The following is a 16,862-nucleotide window of genomic DNA, read 5'->3' on the forward strand; positions in this document are numbered from 1 at the left end:
ACCTCACTCCTTGTATGAACCGAAAGGGACGTTCAAAGACAACGAGTCAAAAGTAATGTAATGGAATGTAAGTGAAAGTTAATGTGTTGAGAAGTGTGAAGCGGGGAACAAATTTAACATTTGTAGCAGCGGCAAAGAAGAAAGGGGGATAACTATCGTTATCCCCCATTTTTTATGTTCAGACCGCGGGGCGGGCAACCACGCTGCGCGTTTCCATACGCACTTCGACGATGGTGACGTCAATGACGTCCGTTACGCGATAGGCGATCTCGCCTTTAATCTGTACGGTGCCGTGCTCCTGGCTGCACACCAGCTCGTCGCGCACCGCATGGATAAAGGGCGCCGGGATAAAGGCGACCGCGCCGTTCTCCAGCAGGCGCACGCGCATGCCGCCGCGCGAGACATCAATAATCTCCGCGCTGAACTTGCGGTCGGTGCCGGCATGCGGCGCGAGCCAGCGCGCATAGAGCCAGTCGCCAACGTCGCGCTCCGCCATGCGGTTAAGGCGACGACGTTCGCCCATGGTCACCGTCAACGCCTCATCAGGGCGCGCGCCTTGCTCGCCGCGAATAATCGCTTTCAGCAGACGATGGTTGATCATGTCGCCCGACTTACGGATCGGCGAGGTCCAGGTGGCGTAAGCCTCCAGACCCAGCCCGAAATGGGGGCCTGGCTCGGTGCTGATCTCAGCAAATGACTGGAAGCGGCGAATGCGGCTGTCCAGATACTGCGTCGGCTGCGCATCCAGCTCGCGGCGCAGCTGGCGGAAGCCTTCCAGCGTCGTGATAGCGGCAGCGTCAACGGTCACGCCATGGCTGGACAGCACGGCAGCAGCCTGCTCGGCGTTCGTCGCGTCAAAGCCGGTGTGCACGTTGTAGACCCCAAAGCCGAGCTTCTCACGCAGCACTTTACCGGCGCAGACGTTCGCGAGGATCATCGCTTCTTCTACCATACGGTTGGCGATACGGCGCGGCTCGGCGACGATATCCAGCACTTCGCCTTTCTCGCCGAGAACAAAGCGGTAATCGGGGCGATCTTTAAACACCAGCGCATGGTTGTGACGCCATTCGCTGCGCGCCAGGCAGATGCGATGCAGCAGACGGATCTGTCGGGCGATCGCCTCGCTCTGCGGCTGCCATTCGCCGCTGTTTTCCAGCCAGTCGGAAACCTCGTCGTAAACCAGTTTGGCTTTAGATTCGATCCACGCGGCAAAAAAGTGTACGTCGTCGCCCAGCGATCCATCCTGCGCGACGGTAACGCGGCAGGCCAGCGCCGGGCGGCGCACGTTCGGACGCAGCGAACAGACGTCGTCGGAGAGTTCGCGCGGCAGCATCGGGATATTAAAGCCCGGCAGATAGTTGGTGAACGCGCGCTGCGCCGCCAGCTTGTCCAGCTCGCTGCCTTCCGGCACGTAAGCGGTCGGGTCGGCGATGGCGATAGTGAGGCTCAGCGTGCCGTCGGCGTTCTCTTCGACATAGAGCGCGTCATCCATATCTTCAGTGCTGGCGCTGTCGATGGTGACGAAATCGAGCGCGGTCAGATCTTCACGCGTCAGGTTTTCATCCAGCATCTCGCCAAAGCCAACCTGCGGCGCTTCGCGCTCCAGATTATGGCGCGACAGGGTGACCCACCAGGGCGCCAGATGATCGTCGGCTTTAACGATAAATTCAGTCAGTTCGGCATAGAAACCGCGGTCGCCTTTCAGCGGGTGACGGCGCATTTCGGCGACGGCCCAGTCGCCAGCCTGGAAATCATGGCTCAGGCCACGCACCGGACGGCAGGGGATAGCGTCTTTTAATAACGGATGGTCCGGGACGATGGAAAGACGGTCATCTTTCTTCTGCACGCGGCCGACAAAGCGGCTGAGGAAGGGTTCGATCAGCGTTTCAGGCTCGGCGCTTTCACGATCCTTATCGCTGTGGATGACGGCAGAAACACGGTCGCCGTGCATCACCTTCTTCATCTGCGGCGGCGGAATGAAATAGCTTTTCTGCGCGTCGACTTCAAGGAAGCCGAAACCTTTTTCGGTGCCTTTAACAACACCTTCTGCGCGAGGAGTCTGCGCGTGGAGCTTCTCTTTGAGCTGCGCGAGCAGCGGATTATCCTGGAACATAGTCAGTTTAGTTTCGTGGCCTAAGAGCGGCTGCTAGTTTTACGCGAATCAGGGGCGCGCGGCAAGGCAAAAGAGGGTAAAAAAGCCGGATTAACCGGCTTTTATCTAAGGAAACTCTGACCTTACGCAATGCGCTGCGTAGGCAGTGAAACCGACAGCTCCAGCTTAACCGGAACCGATTTGGAGGTCGGCGTGCCGCTGATATCGCCGAAGCTGTTGAGCGGGACCAGCGGGTTGGTTTCCGGGTAATAAGCCGCCAGGTTACCGCGCGGAATATTGTAGGGCACCAGTTTGAAACCGCTGACGCGACGCGAAATATTGTCGTTCCACAGGGTTTCGATATCCACCAGCTGACCTTCCGTAAAGCCGAGCGCCTGCATATCTTCCGGGTTGATAAACACCACTTCGCGCTGGCCGTAAACGCCGCGGTAACGGTCATCAAGGCCGTAAATCGTGGTGTTGTACTGGTCATGCGAACGCAGCGTCTGCAGCGTAAACGGCACCTCAGCCACATCCGCCGGGAAGAGCGATTCAGGCAGCGCTGCGCTGCTGAACTCCGCTTTCTGCGTCGGGGTGTTGAAGCGCAGATCCGCCGCCGCGTTGCCGAGGTAGAAACCGCCCGGCAGGTCGCACTTCTCATTGAAGTCGGCGAAGCCCGGGATCGTGGCGGCGATATGGTCGCGGATCAGGTTGTAATCGGCGGCCAGCTCCAGCCACTTCACTTTTTCATCGCCCAGCACCGCGTGCGCGATGCCCGCCACAATGGCGGTTTCAGAGCGCTGCGTCTCCGCCAGCGGAATGCCGATGCCTTCGGAGGCGTGCACCATGCTGAAGGAGTCCTCAACGGTGATGAACTGGTTGCCACTCGCCTGCGTGTCACGCTCGGTACGACCCAGCGTCGGCAGGATCAGGCTCTCTGCACCCGGCACCAGGTGGCTACGGTTGAGCTTGGTGCTGATGTGCACCGTCAGACCACAGCGCTGCAGCGCCTCTTCGGTGCGCGGCGAATCGGGTGCAGCGGCGGCCAGGTTACCGCCCAGCGCGATCAGCACTTTGATCTCGTCGCGCAGCATCGCATTCAGCGCGTCAACCGTGTTATGGCCGTGTTCGCGCGGCGGCTCAAAGCCGAAGTGGCTGCCGAGCGCGTCGAGGAAGGCTTTGCTGGGCTTCTCATCGATACCCATCGTGCGGTTGCCCTGCACGTTACTGTGACCGCGTACCGGACAGAGGCCCGCGCCTTTTTTGCCGAGCTGGCCGAACAGCAGCTGCAGGTTAACGATCTCACGTACCGTATCTACCGAGTGCTTATGCTGAGTGATGCCCATCGCCCAGGTGATAATGACGCGATCGGAACTCTGGTAAATCGCCGCAGCTTCGCGGATTTGCGCTTCGCTCAGACCAGACTGCTGCACGATCTGCATCCAGTCAGTGTTGTCTACCGCATCGAAATAGGCTTCGACGCCGTGGGTGGTCGCGTTAATAAAGGCTTCGTCAAACAGGCCTTTCTCACCGGCCGCTACGCGGGCGCGATGGGTTTCCAGCAGCGCTTTCACCATGCCGCGCACCGCCGCCATATCACCGCCGAGATTCGGCTGATAGTAGGCGGAGCTGATGGTGCCCGCTTTGGAGGTGACGACTTCCAGCGGCTTCTGCGGATCGGCGAAACGCTCAAGGCCACGTTCACGCAGCGTGTTGAAGGTCACGATTTTCGCGCCGTGATCGGCAGCGTGGCGCAGGCTGTGCAGCATACGCGGGTGGTTGGTGCCCGGGTTCTGGCCAAAGACGAAGATCGCGTCAGCATGGTCGAAGTCGTCGAGACGAATGGTGCCTTTGCCGACGCCGATGCTGCGCTTCAGACCGGCGCCGCTCGCTTCGTGACACATGTTGGAGCAGTCCGGGAAGTTATTGGTGCCCGCCAGACGGCCGAACAGCTGATAGAGCCAGGAGGCTTCATTGCTGGCACGACCGGAGGTGTAAAGCTCCATCTGGTTCGGGTTATCCATCGCCTTAATGTGCTGTGCGATCAGCGCAAAGGCGTCGTCCCAGCTGACCGGCTCGTAGTGGTCAGTTTCAGCGTTATAGCGCATCGGATGGGTCAGACGGCCCTGATACTCCAAGAAGTAGTCGCTCTGGGCATAGAGTTTGGTGACGCTGTGCTGTGCGAAGAAATCGGTATCGACCACGCGACGCGTCGCTTCCCAGGTCACCGCTTTAGCGCCGTTTTCACAGAAACTAAAGGTGCTTTTGTTATCGTCGCCCCAGGCGCAGCCCGGGCAGTCGAAGCCGCGCGCTTTATTCATGCGCATCAGGTTGCGCATATTTTTCAGCGCGGCCTTGCTGTCGAAAACGAAACGGGTAGTGGCTTCCAGCGAACCCCAACCGCCCGCAGCGGCGCGGTAAGGCTTAATTTTACGTTTGAATTTCATGGTGAGTGCAGGCTTATGTTTTTTGTAGGAAGTTTGTTATCAGGATATATCCTGACGGTGAGGGAAGTGTGCGACTGCAATCATAAGTTGTCTAATTGATTGACTTAATGGTGCGATAGCCGCCGTTTATCGCGACACAGGCGTAATTGTGATGCTGCTCAAATTTTACTCTCTGGTAACCTGGCGATAACGGGAGTTACTGGCGCATCGGGTCAATACTTGCACCTTCTTCTCTGAAAGGGCGCACCTCATGAAACAGCTCACCAGTCAGATCCATGCATTTGGCAAAGCCTTAATGATGCCGATCTCGGTGATCGCGGCGGCGGGGATCTTCCTCGGCCTCGCGGCCGCGATGCAGAACCCGGCGATTACCGGCGACGCCTTTGCTCAGATGCAGGTGCCGCAGCTGATTATCGGTTTCATTCGTAAAGTGGCGGGCGCGCTTTTTGCCAACCTGCCGGTCTTTTTCGCTGTGGCCAGCGCCATTGGTCTGGCGAAGGCGGAGAAGCCGACGGCCGCCTTCGCCGCCGTTATCGGTTATATCGCCATGAACGTCGGCATCAACGCCACGCTGGCGGCGAAAGGGTTGACGGCGGCAACCACCACGCCGGAAGCGCTGCAAAAGGCGGGTATGGATCAGACTGCGGCGATGATGACCTCGGCGGAATATATCCAGATGTTGGGCATCTTCACCTACAACATGAGCGTGCTGGGGGGCGTTATTGCCGGGCTGTTGACGGTGATGCTGCATAATCGCTTCTATACCCAACAGTTGCCGACTGCTATCAGTTTTTTCGGCGGACGTCGCTTCGTGCCTATCGTCACCGTGGTCTTTCTGCCGCTGGTGGGCGTGCTGCTGGCGCTGATCTGGCCGACGCTCGGCGCGGGTATCGCCTGGGTCGGTCAGATGATCGGCAAAAGCGGGCAGTACGGCGCCTTTCTGCTCGGGACGGCGGAACGCATCCTGATCCCGACCGGATTGCATCATATCCTCAACGAAACCGTGCGTTTCACCCCCATTGGCGGCATCGCCACGGTAGATGGGCAGACGCTGGTGGGGGCGCTTAATATCTTCAACGCGTCGCTGACCCATCCCGGATCGGTGCCTGACGACACGCTGCGCAACGCCACTCAGTTTCTCGCGCAGGGCAAGATCCCGGTCATGATGTTTGGTCTGCCGGCCGCCGCGCTGGCGATCTACCACACCGCGCGCCCTGAACATAAACAGCGGGTCAAGGCGTTGATGATGGCGGGTGCGCTGACCTCGTTCACTACCGGCATTACCGAGCCGCTGGAGTTCTGCTTTATCTTCGTTTCGCCGGTGCTCTATCTGATGCATGCGCTGCTTACCGGTCTCTCTTTTATGCTGATGTCGATGCTGCACCTGATGATTGGTAACGTGCAGGGCGGCGTAATCGATCTGGTGGTATTTGGCATACTCGGCGGCAGTAAAACGCACTGGTGGTGGACGCTGGCGCTCGGCGCGCTCTATGCGCCGCTCTACTACTACGGGTTTCGATTTATTATCACGCGCATGGGCGTCGAGACGCCGGGACGCGAGTCCGACGATGAAAAACCGCAGCAGGTGGCGGCGGGTGAGCGCACCAGAGTCATTATCAGCGGTCTCGGGGGAGAGGCCAATATTGAGGATGTCGACTGCTGCTTTACCCGCCTGCGCGTACGGGTCAAGGATATGAAAGAGGTAGTGGATCAGACGCTGCTCACCACCGGTGCCAACGGCATCAATCGCGTCAGCGAGCACGATATCCAGGTTATCTATGGCCCGCAGGTCGAAAAGATCGCTAACGAAGTGAAAAGCGCGCTCGGCGTGGCGTGAAACGATTTACGTCTACACTTAACAGACCGGAAGCGAACAAGGAGACGGAAATGTTTAAACATAAAACCAATGAAGAACGTAAACAGGAAGGCGACGTGAGCAAGAGCGCCCCCGAGAGCACGCCGCACGTCGGCAACGCCTATGAAGAGGACGATCATCCGGCGGTCGACGCGCCCAATGAGCACGGCGAAATCCCTCGCACCCGCGATGACCATAACGATGACAAGAAAGATCCCTATCAGGATCGGGATAAAAAATAGCGCTTAGCGCGCAGCCATATCGGGTTCCCACCTGGCTGACCAGATTAGTTATGGTGGGAGCTGTATCACGACCTTTTCCAGCCGCTACGCCGACGTTCCCGCCTTTATCTCGCGCTGCGAATGCGCTTTTTATCTTCTCTGGTCCTGACAGGAGACGCCGACGCTTTTTCTTTTCAGCGGTGTACCGCATTATGAAAGTGCGGCGAGCTGGCCAAATGAAAACTGGCGCTCTGGCGTTTGTCAGCTTGTCACTGAGACCGGATAAGAGGATCATAGCGCTACGTTTTTCCGGCACTGCAGACGCTATGCTGATCAGCACTGAACAATTACGCAGCACCTCAGCGGATATCCGACTCGCCTCTACGCTTGCCGCCGTGGCTGGCGCGCTCAATACCGCAGCATTTGAAGTTGTAGGCTTTTTCTCGGCCAATATGACAGGAAACGTTTCATCGCTTTCAGATCATCTTGCTAAAGCCAATATGGCTCCGGCCATCTTTTTTCTGTCGGTTATCTCTGTTTTTATCGCCGGCTCCGCTTTCTCAACGGTCATTATTAATATCGGGCGCAGGCGAAAGATACGCACGGTCTACGCATTGAATATCTTGATTGAGGGAGCGGGACTGGTTGGTCTCGGCGTCGTTGAAACCTGGCTAACGCCGCTTTCACCTGGAGTCGTATTGATATTATGCCTGAGCTTCCTGATGGGGCTGCAAAATGCGGTGGTGACAAGGATATCGAACGCCCGGGTAAGAACCACCCATGTTTCAGGAACCTCGACCGATATCGGCATCGAGCTGGCGATGCTGTTCGATATCCTGAGACGCAAAGAGTCTCCTGAGTACGCGCCGCTTTATCTTGACCGTCTGAAACTCCATGCCCTAACGCTCTTCTCTTTCCTGACAGGCGGCGTGGCCGGTATATGGCTCTATCGTCTGCTGGGATATCTTTTTATCATTTTGATCGGCCTTATGCTTGTGCTGCTGGCCTTGCATACTATCTTCAGCCAGCCCCGACGGTAATTTCTGCGATCTTTCATGAAGCGATGCAGATAAAACAGGTTCATCTGTTTCAGGGTGGAAAGTGCCGGGGCAGAGAGGATCTGTGCGCTTCGGCACATCAGGCTGCAACATTGACATCACTATAATGTCTGCCGGAAGATGTTCTGAAAAGAGGTCATTTTTTATTTAGTGCAGCATCTGCTACATAATTTAAACACACTCAGTAATCCTTGTTATAACCTTGACAGGTAAAGAAAATAAACATTAAACAGTTAATTTCCTCTGTAATCAGTTTATTGATAACAACTTATCTCCTTTGATCCCGACACATTTCCCGCAAGCCGCGTCACACAACAATCCAGAGACCAGTTTTCATCCTGCATAATCACTTTGCATCCTCCAGTGTCATGCCTGAACCCGTGAAAATCTCTACCTGTGTTAGTACATAAAATCGGTTATCACCGAACAGATGAGCAACTCCTGCGCTTTCTGGAAGTCGTGAATCTTCATGGCTGGCCCCTTTGATTTAACGTGTCGATAAGGCTGCGCAAGCACGCACGAAGGCGGCGAGTGATCCGTTCTAAAAATGACTCTTCGAACTGGGTGAAGCCCACGATGGGTCCATCCACGATAAAAAATGTCATCGTGGGATTCCTGTTTAGTTGTTCAGGCAAGTACTGACGAAAATAAAAGGCCCAGACATTCCTGTTGGGCTAATGATTTGTCTCCGCTCTTTCGCACCGAAATGCGCTGGTGCGAATCCACCGCTGAACTGACTACTCCATCTCTTTTGCGGTATCACTCTTTTTAGGTACAACTCATAAGATGTGTATAATGCTAAATTTCTGGTTTAAAAAACTTATAATTTGATCTAAGTTAGCTATATATATGGATTTAATGGTTGGATTGAGCGTTATCTAGCTGTTGGTACTGGTTACGTACCCAGGGAGGTAGAATGTGTAACCTTAATTTTTGTTGCCCTCATTGCGGTTGCAGGAAGTTTGTCTTTACGAATTATTGCCAACGCAGGCAAACCAGGCATGGTGCTGCTTGCGCAAAATGTGGGGCCTATCTGACTCCTGACTCATGCTTGATAAATAACGACGAGCAACGGTCTGACGGAGGCCGGGAAAGTACACCAAGAGAACCTCAGGATCAGGATTAATACAAAACGAGCGTGAACGGTGTTACAACAGTCACTATCTGGTGATGGGGGGCCCGCCACCCGTTCCATTTCTCTTCTGTCAGCAGTTACTGGCCGCACGCTGCGAGCATTGCGCTGGCAACCGGGCAGGCATTTCGGGCACAGATTTTATTATTCAAGGATGAGCCCTCTGGCTCTGACAACGTTGATTGCATCGCTCTGGTTGCGAAGTAATCACGCAATTGCATGCCACCTTCAACATGCTTTTAGTCTGTGTTCTCTGTTGCTGTAAAAGGGAACGCGCAGCCACCTGTCTCTTTACTCCTCTCCCTCTCCTGAATTTGGGCGTAAAAAAAGCCGCCTGAGCGACCTGCTGGTAAAAAAGGCGGGATATTTAGCCACGCCCGGCGTGTGGTTTCCTTACTTTCCACAGGCAATCAGAGGGAAATACATGAGCGAACATCAGGGCTTTACAAATGACCCTGTACCGCCTCGAATACAGCCAAAACCTTCACCGGCACAAACGCCGAAGAAGTAATGGGCGATAAATGGGCAGAAAAGAGATCATACCTCACCATGAAATTCCACGGCCTACTCCTGTGCTGCCGCAACCAAAGCAAAAGTAACTGATGAACGCGACTACGGTCGCGTTTTCCTCACCAGGGCCGCTTAGTTACCTCAACTTCTCGCCGTTAATTCACCATACAACCTTCGTCAGCAGGAGATAGTAAATCAGATGCAGGCTCAAGCTCAGGGGAGCGAAAAGCGTGACGTATAAAAAAGCCCCGGCGACGGGGCAGAGGTAGACCGCGCCCATCTGAGCAGGCTGCGGGATGATCACATCGTTTTATTAGATGCATGCACGCTGCGTCTTTAAAAAAGCCCGCTACGCGAGGAACGGTAGCGGGCAACCGTGGTAGAGCACTGCTACGAGCCTTTTCGGGGCCTCTTGTATTGTCTGGTAATGTTATTGAGGGCATCCTCACCTTCCAGGCAAGCTTTAAGAATGGCTATTTAAAAGGGAGTGACAAAAGCAATGCTTTGAAGATAGTGGAAATTAACGATAAGTTGCTAAGGCATTAATAAAAAAATAACATGCAGAATGCGCGTCTGCAAGGGGAGGCTTTATTGTAATATTAGATCCATTTAGATGTGGATATAGTGGCGAGGCTAAGGCATACCTGGCGTGACTGTCTTTAAGTAAATCTGTATGAAGGCAGGATGGTGCAAGCTATATGTTTTGGTGTCGAGCTCGATGGCTTTTTTCCCCGCCTTTTCATCTGGCCTCAACCGTGCGCTTACCGTACCTCTTTACCCGAGAAGATTACCCGCCTGTATTGGGGGTAGTAATAGCGAGTCCCGACAAGCAAGAGAGGCGTCGGCAACCAAAGAGCAAAACAAATCCTTTCCCTGCGCGTAAAAAATGAAGCAATTAAGCAGTTAGATGAGCGGCTAAAAATCAGAACAAAGGGCAGGGCAACTCTATAAAAAAGCCCGCTCAATGGCGGGCAAATGCGTGTCTTGTTCTTATCGTTCGCAACACTTTGCTGTGTGCTACAAGGTGATATTACCCTCGCGGCCCAGGTAAATCCTTTATGAGTGGCGGACTTGTGAGCTGTATCATTGTGTTACCTGAGGCTTAAAAAGCCTGCTTGAGTCAACCTAATCGTAATCCGACTACAAAAAAACCGGCGAGCAGCTTTCGCATCGAAACGCCAGGCGGCGAAACGATGAAAGGAGAGGTAATGGAGAGAATTATCGTGCCAGGTAAAGTTACTGCGACGATTGTCGATGATGACAATAAGTTCCGGCCGACGATCTGAGCGTGGCAGCTTCCGTCTCATTTTGGGCTTCACGTTGACAACCCGGCGGCCCTACCTGAAGATCAAAGGTAAGTTACACAGGCATTTTTTTTATTTAGTACACCTGTCAGGACATAATTTTATTTTTACACACAGAAAACCTTGTTAAGCGATTGATAGGTAAAGAAAATAGACATTAAACAGTTAATTTACCTCTGCAACCTTGAGCGTGAGCGCCACTTTGGCCGGGCGGCGGAGGCCAGTTTCGTCAGCCAGCCGACGCTCTCAATGCGCCTGAAAAATCTTGAACGCGAACTCGGGCTGTCTTTGATCAACCGCAGCAATAACTTTGTCGGCTTCACGCCGGAAGGCGACCGCGTGCTGGCGTGGGCGCGGGAAATCGTCTCGGTCTATCAGGGACTAAAGCTGGAAGTGGAGTCGCTGAAGCACGGCGTCAACGGCACGCTGCGCATCGGGGTGATGCCGCAGTGCAGCGTGGCTCTGCCGGAGCTGCTGAAAAAGGTGCAGAACCGCTATCCGCAGCTTAACTACCGTATCGCTGCGCTGAGCGCCGATCAGCTGCTGGAGGCGCTGAACAGCCACACGGTTGACGTTGGCATCGGTTTTTTCGAGCTGGCGACGCTGCGTGAGCTGCATTTTCAGACGGCGTTCCTGCCTGAACGCGGGGTAGAAGCGATTTTCGATCCCGCGCAGTTTCCCGAACTGGTCAGCGATGAGCCTCTCTCGCTGGCCGCGCTCGCTGCCTTGCCGCTCTGCCTCTCGGAGCCGACGCGCTATTTTCGCCGCTATCTGGATATGGCTTTCCGCGAAGCGGGTCTGACGCCGCAGGTAATGGTAGAGAGCGCCGCTATTCTTGAGCTGGTGCAGAGCGCGCAGGTAGGGCTGGGGGTGCTGGTGTCGCCTGTCGGCCATCTGCTGCCGTCGATGCTGAATGGCATGGCGCAGCGGCCGATTACCATTACCCATATGGCGCGCCAGGCGGCGCTGGTCATTGCCGAGCCGGGCCGCGCGTCGCCGCTGTCACAACACTTCTTCGACGAGGCGCGCAGCCACCTCGAAAGCTACGTCGTTTCACCCATGGCGTAAAACAGCCGGCTGTTCCAGTTGCCGATCGCGACCGCCTGAATCAGGGCGAACAGCGCTTCCGGATGCCAGCCTTCTGCGACCAGCGGCTGCAGATGCGCCGCGCTGAACCGCTCCGGCGAGCGCGTCAGCTGCGCCGCCAGCGCCACAACGCGGCCCTGCGTCGTCGGCTGGCTGGCGGCCTCATCCACGGATTCCAGCAGCATATTGCGTACCTCGCCCGGGAAAAACTGAAACGCCCAGCGGCAGCCGAGCGTGCGGGCGCAGGTCGCCTCCGCCAGCGGCGTAAACGCGGCAGGGACGATACGCTGGCGCAGCGTTTGCCAGCCGTAGAGCGCGGCGGCGTCGTGCGCCAGCAGCCAGACCGTATCGGCGAGCTCGGGATGCGGCTGGCAAAAGGTGACGGCGGCAAGCTGCTCGGCGCTGGCGTAGCGCAGCTCCAGCGGCTTAATACCGGGTTTCCACGTCTGCCTCTCGGCAAAGCCGTCGCGGCTGGCATCAGGCGGCGGCGTTACGCCCGGCAGCCAGCGCACCGGCAGCGCCAGCAGCGCATGCAAACCGGCGACGACGCGCGCCTGATAGCTGACGAAGCCGACGATCTGATTCAGCGTGACGATATCCGGCTCGGTCAGGCCCACGGCGTCCAGCGCCCGGAGCGCCGCCGCGTTAATCAGTTCCGGCTGCATCGCCAGCTGGCGCGCATACTGCGTCAGCTGGGTCAGGCGGTTGTTGCTCTTCCGCGAAGAGTCGGGGCCGGGCAGGGGATTGAGGCGCGCCGAATAGTGATTGCACAGGCGCTGCACGCCCGCGATCTGCGCGACGGTCAGCGCGGTGCTGAGTCGATCGTAAAGGGTCAGGGTATGGGTCAGCGTCGCCGTCACGCGATCGGGAAACAGCAACTGGCTGAGATCTCTCGAGGCCAGCAGCATCGGCTGGCTGGCCTGCAGCAGCGGCTGAAGCGCGCAGGCCTCCTGCTGTAAACCCAGCAGGAAACGGTCGTTGATAAGGGCTGCTTCGGGAACCAGCGGCTCAGCCTGGATGGCGTGCGGGCTGGTCTGGCTCTCGTAAAACCAGTGGTGATGGCCAGGATAGCGGCGTTGTTCCATGGTTATTCCTTTTGCAAATAACTGGCACGTCGCGCATGGCGTGAATCCGAAACCGTGACGCGCGCCCGGGGGCTGGCTTATCGTCGCTTAACGGTAGAGAAGGGCAAAAGATCGATCGGTGATAATTAATAGCCGGTAGCTATAAGGCGGGGAAAGTGAGCAGCAAAAGAGAGGGCGAGCCAGGCTCGCCCTTACAACTTATTTCAGTTCCAGCTCGTTCATCGCGGCGATGCTGAAGCCGCCGTCAACGTGAACGATCTCGCCGGTGATGCCGCCGGCCAGGTCAGAACAGAGGAACGCCGCTGAGTTGCCGACGTCTTCGATGGTAACGGTACGGCGAATCGGGGTAACCGCTTCGCAGTGCGCCAGCATCTTACGGAAATCTTTGATGCCTGATGCCGCCAGCGTGCGGATCGGGCCGGCGGAAACGGCGTTCACGCGCACGCCTTCAGGACCCATCGCGTTCGCCATATAGCGTACGTTCGCTTCCAGCGACGCTTTTGCCAGACCCATCACGTTGTAGTTCGGGATCGCGCGCTCTGCGCCCAGGTAGGAGAGCGTCAGCAGGGCGGAGCCCGGGTTCAGCATCTCGCGGCACTCTTTCGCCATCGCAACAAAGCTGTAGGCGCTGATGTCGTGGGCAATCTTAAAGCCTTCACGGGTAACGGCGTTCACATAGTCGCCATCCAGCTGGTCGCCCGGGGCGAAACCGATGGAGTGAACGAAACCGTCAAATTTCGGCCAGGTTTTTGCCAGTTCAGTAAACAGCGATTTGATGCTCTCGTCTTCGGCCACATCGCACGGCAGAACAATGTCTGAACCCAGTTCTTTAGCAAACTCTTCCACACGACCTTTCAGTTTGTCGTTCTGGTAGGTGAAAGCCAGTTCTGCGCCCTGCTTGTGCATCGCCTGCGCAATTCCGTAGGCAATAGAGAGTTTACTGGCAACGCCAGTAATCAGAATGCGCTTACCGGAAAGAAAACCCATAGCTGTAATCCTTATGGTCATTGTTGTTGGCGGCCGCATTGGTTAAAAAACAGGCGACCGCGTTAATCGACGTGCGGATTCTAGCACGTCTCAGGCAAATGGGGTAAACCAACCTGTATCAGCGTTCCCGTCGCCAGGCTTCTGCCGTCAGCGCTTCGCCAAAATGGCTGGAAATCAGCCGCTTAGTCAGGTCGTGCAGCGGCGAAGCCAGCACGTCGGCGGTGCCGCCGCGCTCGACCACTTCCCCCTGGTGCATCACCAGCACCTGATCGCTGATGTGCTTCATCATACCGAGATGCTGCGTCACATAAATATAGGTGATGCCGTGCTGCTCCTGTAGCTCCAGCATCAGATTGACCAGCTGGGAGCGCATCGTCATATCGAGCGAGGCGAGGGCTTCGTCAGCGATAATGACCTTCGGCTGCAGGATCAGCGCGCGCGCCAGGCCAAGACGCTGCTTCTGTCCCGGCGCCAGCATATGCGGATAGTATCCGGCGTGATCGCGCAGCAGACCCACCTGGCGCAATGTCGCGATGATGCGCTTCTCGCGCGCTTCCGGCGGCAGATCGCTGTTCAGCCGCAGCGGCAGGTCAAGGATCTGGCTAACGCGCTGGCGCGGATTAAGCGAGGTCGAGGGATCCTGGAATATCATGCGGATGCGCTGGCTGCGGTAGCCATAGTCGCCAAACTCCAGCGGATGATCGTTAATCAGGATTTCGCCTGCGCTCGGCGCCACCATGCCGCTCAGCATTTTCGCCAGCGTCGACTTGCCGGAACCGTTCTCCCCGATAACCGCCAGCGTCTGCTTCTCGCGCAGGATAAAGCTCACTGACTTTACCGCCTCGACGTGCTGACGGCGAAAGAGTCCGGTGCGATAGCGAAAGGTTTTGCTCAGATTGCGCACCTCAAGCAGCGTTTCCATCTACTGCTCCTCCATATTCAGCGGAAAGTGGCAGGCGAACAGGTGCGTTTTACTGCCGCTCAGACGCGGAGTTTCAACACATTTGCGCTGCGCATAAGGACAGCGCGGGCCGAGTCGACAGCCGATCGGCAGGCTTTCCAGTGAGGGGATGGCGCCGGAGAGAGTATTAAGACGGCTCTTGTGCGGCAGCGAACGACCAAAATCGGGCATCGCGCGGATCAGCGCCTGCGTATAAGGATGGTGCGGCGTGGTCATCAGGTCGTCGCTGCCCGCGGTTTCTACCGTCTGCCCGCAGTACATCACGTTGATGCGATCCGCCCACTGGCTCATGGTGCGTAAGTCGTGGCTAATCAGCAGAATAGTGGTGTTGTTATTCTGATTAAGGCGGCTCAGCAGGCGAAAAATTTGCGCCTGGGTTGTCGGCTCCATGGCATTGGTCGGCTCATCGGCGATCAGCAGTCGCGGCTGGTTGGCCAGCGCGATGGCGATCATCACTTTCTGACATTCGCCTTCGGTCAGCTCATAGGGGAAGCTGCGCATAATATCTTTATGATCTTTGATGCCGACGCGGTGCAGCAGCTCGATGGCGCGGGTTTTACGCCAGAACCAGAAGCGGCGCAGCCAGGGGCCTTTGTAGGTCCAGCGCGGAATGGCCTGCATCAGCTGGCGGCCGATGCGCTCCGAAGGATCGAGACAGGACTGCGGCTCCTGGAAAATCATCGAGACGTTATGCCCGACGATGCGGCGGCGCGCGCGCGGCGACAGACGCAGCAGGTCGATATCGTCAAACACCATACGATCGGCGGTAACGCGCCAGTTATCTTTGGTCACGCCGCAGATCGCTTTCGCCACCAGGCTTTTGCCCGAGCCCGATTCGCCCACTAAGCCGCGTACTTCGCCTTCCATAAGCGTCAGGTTGATGCGATCAACCGCTTTCACGGGGCCGTCGGCGGTCATAAATTCAATGGTCAGATTACGAATATCGAGTAATGGCATTATTCCACTCCCGCCTCTACGGCGCGGCGAATGCCGTCGCCCAGCAGGTTAACAATTAATACGCTGATCATCAGCGCCACGCCCGGCAGCATTACCGTCCAGGGCGCGACATAGACCAGCTCCAGCGAATCGCCGAGCATCGCGCCCCATTCGGGCGAAGGCAGCTGCGCGCCGAGGTCGAGAAAGCCGAGCGCGGCGATATCCAGGATCGCCAGCGACAGCGAGCGCGTCACTTCGCTGATAAGCATCGGTAGCACGTTGGGCAAAATCGCGTGCCGCAGAATATCGATATTGGTGGCGCCGTCGAGGCGCGCGGCCACCACATACTCTTTTTCCAGCTCGTCATGCACTGCGCTATAGGTGGCGCGCACCAGACGTGGCAACAGCGTCAGCCAGACCGCCAGCAGCGCATGCTCCAGACGCGGACCGAGAAACGCCACCACGATAATCGCCAGCAGCAGCGACGGAATCGACAGCAGCGTGTCCAGCACGTGGTTCATAATGGCCGAGCGTAAACCGTGGGTGATGCCCGCCAGCACGCCGAGCGCCAGTCCGCACAGCGTCGCAAACAGCGTCACCAGAATGGCGGAGCCGACGGTGGGCGCCACGCCGCTCAGCAGACGGCTCAGTACGTCGCGGCCCAGGTCGTCGGTGCCAAGGAAAAAGGAGACGTCGCCGTAGCGCGACCAGGAGGGCGGCAGCAGTTGATAGCCGAGAAATTGCTGATCGATACCGTAGGGTGCCAGCAGTCCGCCAAACAGGCAGAGGAACAGCAGCGCGCCAAAGCCATACAGGCCGATCATAGCGGTCGTGTTGCGATAAAAGTGGTGCCAGCTGCGGCGAAACGCGCCGGGCAGGCGTTTCTCGGCATAGACATTATCGTAGGGCATACGCAGTCGCTTGAGGGTTGGTTTGGATAGGGTGCATCGGTTTACAATTTTCTGTCATATCAATGTGTTGCTCAGGTTCTCAGCGTTATCGTGTCGTACTGCGCGTAGCAGGAACGGCGGTACGGATTCAGTTGCCACGCTTGCGTATACGAAAAGGGAGCGTACACAGTGCAGAAGTCAGCAGAGAGCGAAAGGCGCAGGTGCGCGCCGCTCGCCACAAAGGATTATCCGTCGATAACCCGCTTACAGGCAAGGGAACGGCGGCAGCAATTTCATT

13 protein-coding genes are annotated in these 16,862 nt (G+C 56.8%); 5 read left to right on the top strand and 8 right to left on the bottom strand.

Annotated features, from left to right (window positions below; translation table 11 throughout):
- Window positions 1–178 precede the first annotated feature (178 nt).
- Window positions 179–2,113, bottom strand: coding sequence for an exoribonuclease II (locus D7S44_RS09180; RefSeq protein WP_120454102.1), 1,935 nt, complete (start codon window positions 2,111–2,113; stop codon window positions 179–181).
- A gap of 122 nt (window positions 2,114–2,235) precedes the next feature.
- Window positions 2,236–4,539: an FdhF/YdeP family oxidoreductase gene (locus D7S44_RS09185; RefSeq protein WP_120454103.1), complete on the bottom strand. Its 2,304-nt coding sequence runs from the start codon at window positions 4,537–4,539 to the stop codon at window positions 2,236–2,238.
- 250 nt (window positions 4,540–4,789) lie between these two features.
- Between D7S44_RS09185 and D7S44_RS09190 the strand changes: the two genes are divergently transcribed.
- The 3 genes from D7S44_RS09190 (at window position 4,790) to D7S44_RS09200 (ending at window position 7,655) form a co-directional block, all read left to right on the top strand.
- The gene (locus D7S44_RS09190) at window positions 4,790–6,376 is read left to right on the top strand and encodes a PTS transporter subunit EIIC (protein WP_120454105.1); all 1,587 of its coding nucleotides are present in this window, start codon (window positions 4,790–4,792) and stop codon (window positions 6,374–6,376) included.
- Window positions 6,377–6,426: 50 nt separating this feature from the next.
- Window positions 6,427–6,636: a hypothetical protein gene (locus tag D7S44_RS09195; RefSeq protein ID WP_120454107.1), complete on the top strand. Its 210-nt coding sequence runs from the start codon at window positions 6,427–6,429 to the stop codon at window positions 6,634–6,636.
- 305 nt (window positions 6,637–6,941) lie between these two features.
- Window positions 6,942–7,655 carry a YoaK family protein gene (locus tag D7S44_RS09200; protein WP_120454229.1) on the top strand — a complete coding sequence of 238 codons (714 nt, stop codon included), beginning with the start codon at window positions 6,942–6,944 and terminating at the stop codon, window positions 7,653–7,655.
- Between the two features lie 485 nt (window positions 7,656–8,140).
- Here D7S44_RS09200 and D7S44_RS09205 read toward each other — a convergent pair whose 3' ends face one another.
- Window positions 8,141–8,278, bottom strand: coding sequence for a protease FtsH-inhibitory lysogeny factor CIII (locus D7S44_RS09205; RefSeq protein WP_120454108.1), 138 nt, complete (start codon window positions 8,276–8,278; stop codon window positions 8,141–8,143).
- A gap of 2,152 nt (window positions 8,279–10,430) precedes the next feature.
- Between D7S44_RS09205 and D7S44_RS23495 the strand changes: the two genes are divergently transcribed.
- Both D7S44_RS23495 and D7S44_RS09210 read left to right on the top strand, forming a co-directional pair.
- Window positions 10,431–10,601: a hypothetical protein gene (locus tag D7S44_RS23495; protein WP_158591235.1), complete on the top strand. Its 171-nt coding sequence runs from the start codon at window positions 10,431–10,433 to the stop codon at window positions 10,599–10,601.
- A 168-nt stretch (window positions 10,602–10,769) separates the two neighbouring features.
- A complete protein-coding gene (locus tag D7S44_RS09210) occupies window positions 10,770–11,687 on the top strand; it encodes a LysR family transcriptional regulator (protein ID WP_120454110.1) in 918 nt (305 codons plus the stop codon).
- On the opposite strand, the gene D7S44_RS09215 is transcribed toward D7S44_RS09210, so the two are convergent.
- The 5 genes from D7S44_RS09215 to sapC all read right to left on the bottom strand — a co-directional run bounded on the left by D7S44_RS09215 (window position 11,663) and on the right by sapC (window position 16,585).
- Window positions 11,663–12,790, bottom strand: a complete 1,128-nt coding sequence (locus tag D7S44_RS09215) for a CMD domain-containing protein (protein ID WP_120454112.1) — start codon at window positions 12,788–12,790, stop codon at window positions 11,663–11,665. The two genes, D7S44_RS09210 and D7S44_RS09215, sit on opposite strands and share 25 nt — an antisense overlap.
- 198 nt (window positions 12,791–12,988) lie before the next feature.
- A complete protein-coding gene (fabI, locus tag D7S44_RS09220) occupies window positions 12,989–13,777 on the bottom strand; it encodes an enoyl-ACP reductase FabI (RefSeq protein ID WP_120454114.1) in 789 nt (262 codons plus the stop codon).
- Between the two features lie 118 nt (window positions 13,778–13,895).
- Window positions 13,896–14,699 (bottom strand): putrescine export ABC transporter ATP-binding protein SapF, encoded by an 804-nt coding sequence (gene sapF / locus D7S44_RS09225; RefSeq protein ID WP_120454116.1) that lies wholly within the window; start codon window positions 14,697–14,699, stop codon window positions 13,896–13,898.
- A complete protein-coding gene (gene sapD / locus D7S44_RS09230) occupies window positions 14,700–15,695 on the bottom strand; it encodes a putrescine export ABC transporter ATP-binding protein SapD (protein ID WP_120454118.1) in 996 nt (331 codons plus the stop codon).
- On the bottom strand, window positions 15,695–16,585 hold the full coding sequence (gene sapC / locus D7S44_RS09235; RefSeq protein WP_120454120.1) for a putrescine export ABC transporter permease SapC: 891 nt from the start codon (window positions 16,583–16,585) through the stop codon (window positions 15,695–15,697). The genes sapD and sapC overlap by 1 nt, the downstream gene beginning before the upstream one ends.
- Between the last annotated feature and the right edge of the window lie 277 nt (window positions 16,586–16,862).

This window comes from Pantoea piersonii (assembly GCF_003612015.1).
GTDB lineage: Bacteria > Pseudomonadota > Gammaproteobacteria > Enterobacterales > Enterobacteriaceae > Pantoea > Pantoea piersonii.

What these genes read in the sequence shown, in the direction of transcription:
- D7S44_RS09205 (WP_120454108.1), bottom strand. Translation starts at nt 8,278, where the DNA reads ATGACATTTTTTATCGTGGATGGACCCATCGTGGGCTTCACCCAGTTC.
- D7S44_RS09180 (WP_120454102.1), bottom strand. Translation starts at nt 2,113, where the DNA reads ATGTTCCAGGATAATCCGCTGCTCGCGCAGCTCAAAGAGAAGCTCCAC.
- fabI (WP_120454114.1), bottom strand. Translation starts at nt 13,777, where the DNA reads ATGGGTTTTCTTTCCGGTAAGCGCATTCTGATTACTGGCGTTGCCAGT.
- sapD (WP_120454118.1), bottom strand. Translation starts at nt 15,695, where the DNA reads ATGCCATTACTCGATATTCGTAATCTGACCATTGAATTTATGACCGCC.
- D7S44_RS09215 (WP_120454112.1), bottom strand. Translation starts at nt 12,790, where the DNA reads ATGGAACAACGCCGCTATCCTGGCCATCACCACTGGTTTTACGAGAGC.
- D7S44_RS09190 (WP_120454105.1), top strand. Translation starts at nt 4,790, where the DNA reads ATGAAACAGCTCACCAGTCAGATCCATGCATTTGGCAAAGCCTTAATG.
- sapC (WP_120454120.1), bottom strand. Translation starts at nt 16,585, where the DNA reads ATGCCCTACGATAATGTCTATGCCGAGAAACGCCTGCCCGGCGCGTTT.
- D7S44_RS09200 (WP_120454229.1), top strand. Translation starts at nt 6,942, where the DNA reads ATGCTGATCAGCACTGAACAATTACGCAGCACCTCAGCGGATATCCGA.
- sapF (WP_120454116.1), bottom strand. Translation starts at nt 14,699, where the DNA reads ATGGAAACGCTGCTTGAGGTGCGCAATCTGAGCAAAACCTTTCGCTAT.
- D7S44_RS09195 (WP_120454107.1), top strand. Translation starts at nt 6,427, where the DNA reads ATGTTTAAACATAAAACCAATGAAGAACGTAAACAGGAAGGCGACGTG.
- D7S44_RS09185 (WP_120454103.1), bottom strand. Translation starts at nt 4,539, where the DNA reads ATGAAATTCAAACGTAAAATTAAGCCTTACCGCGCCGCTGCGGGCGGT.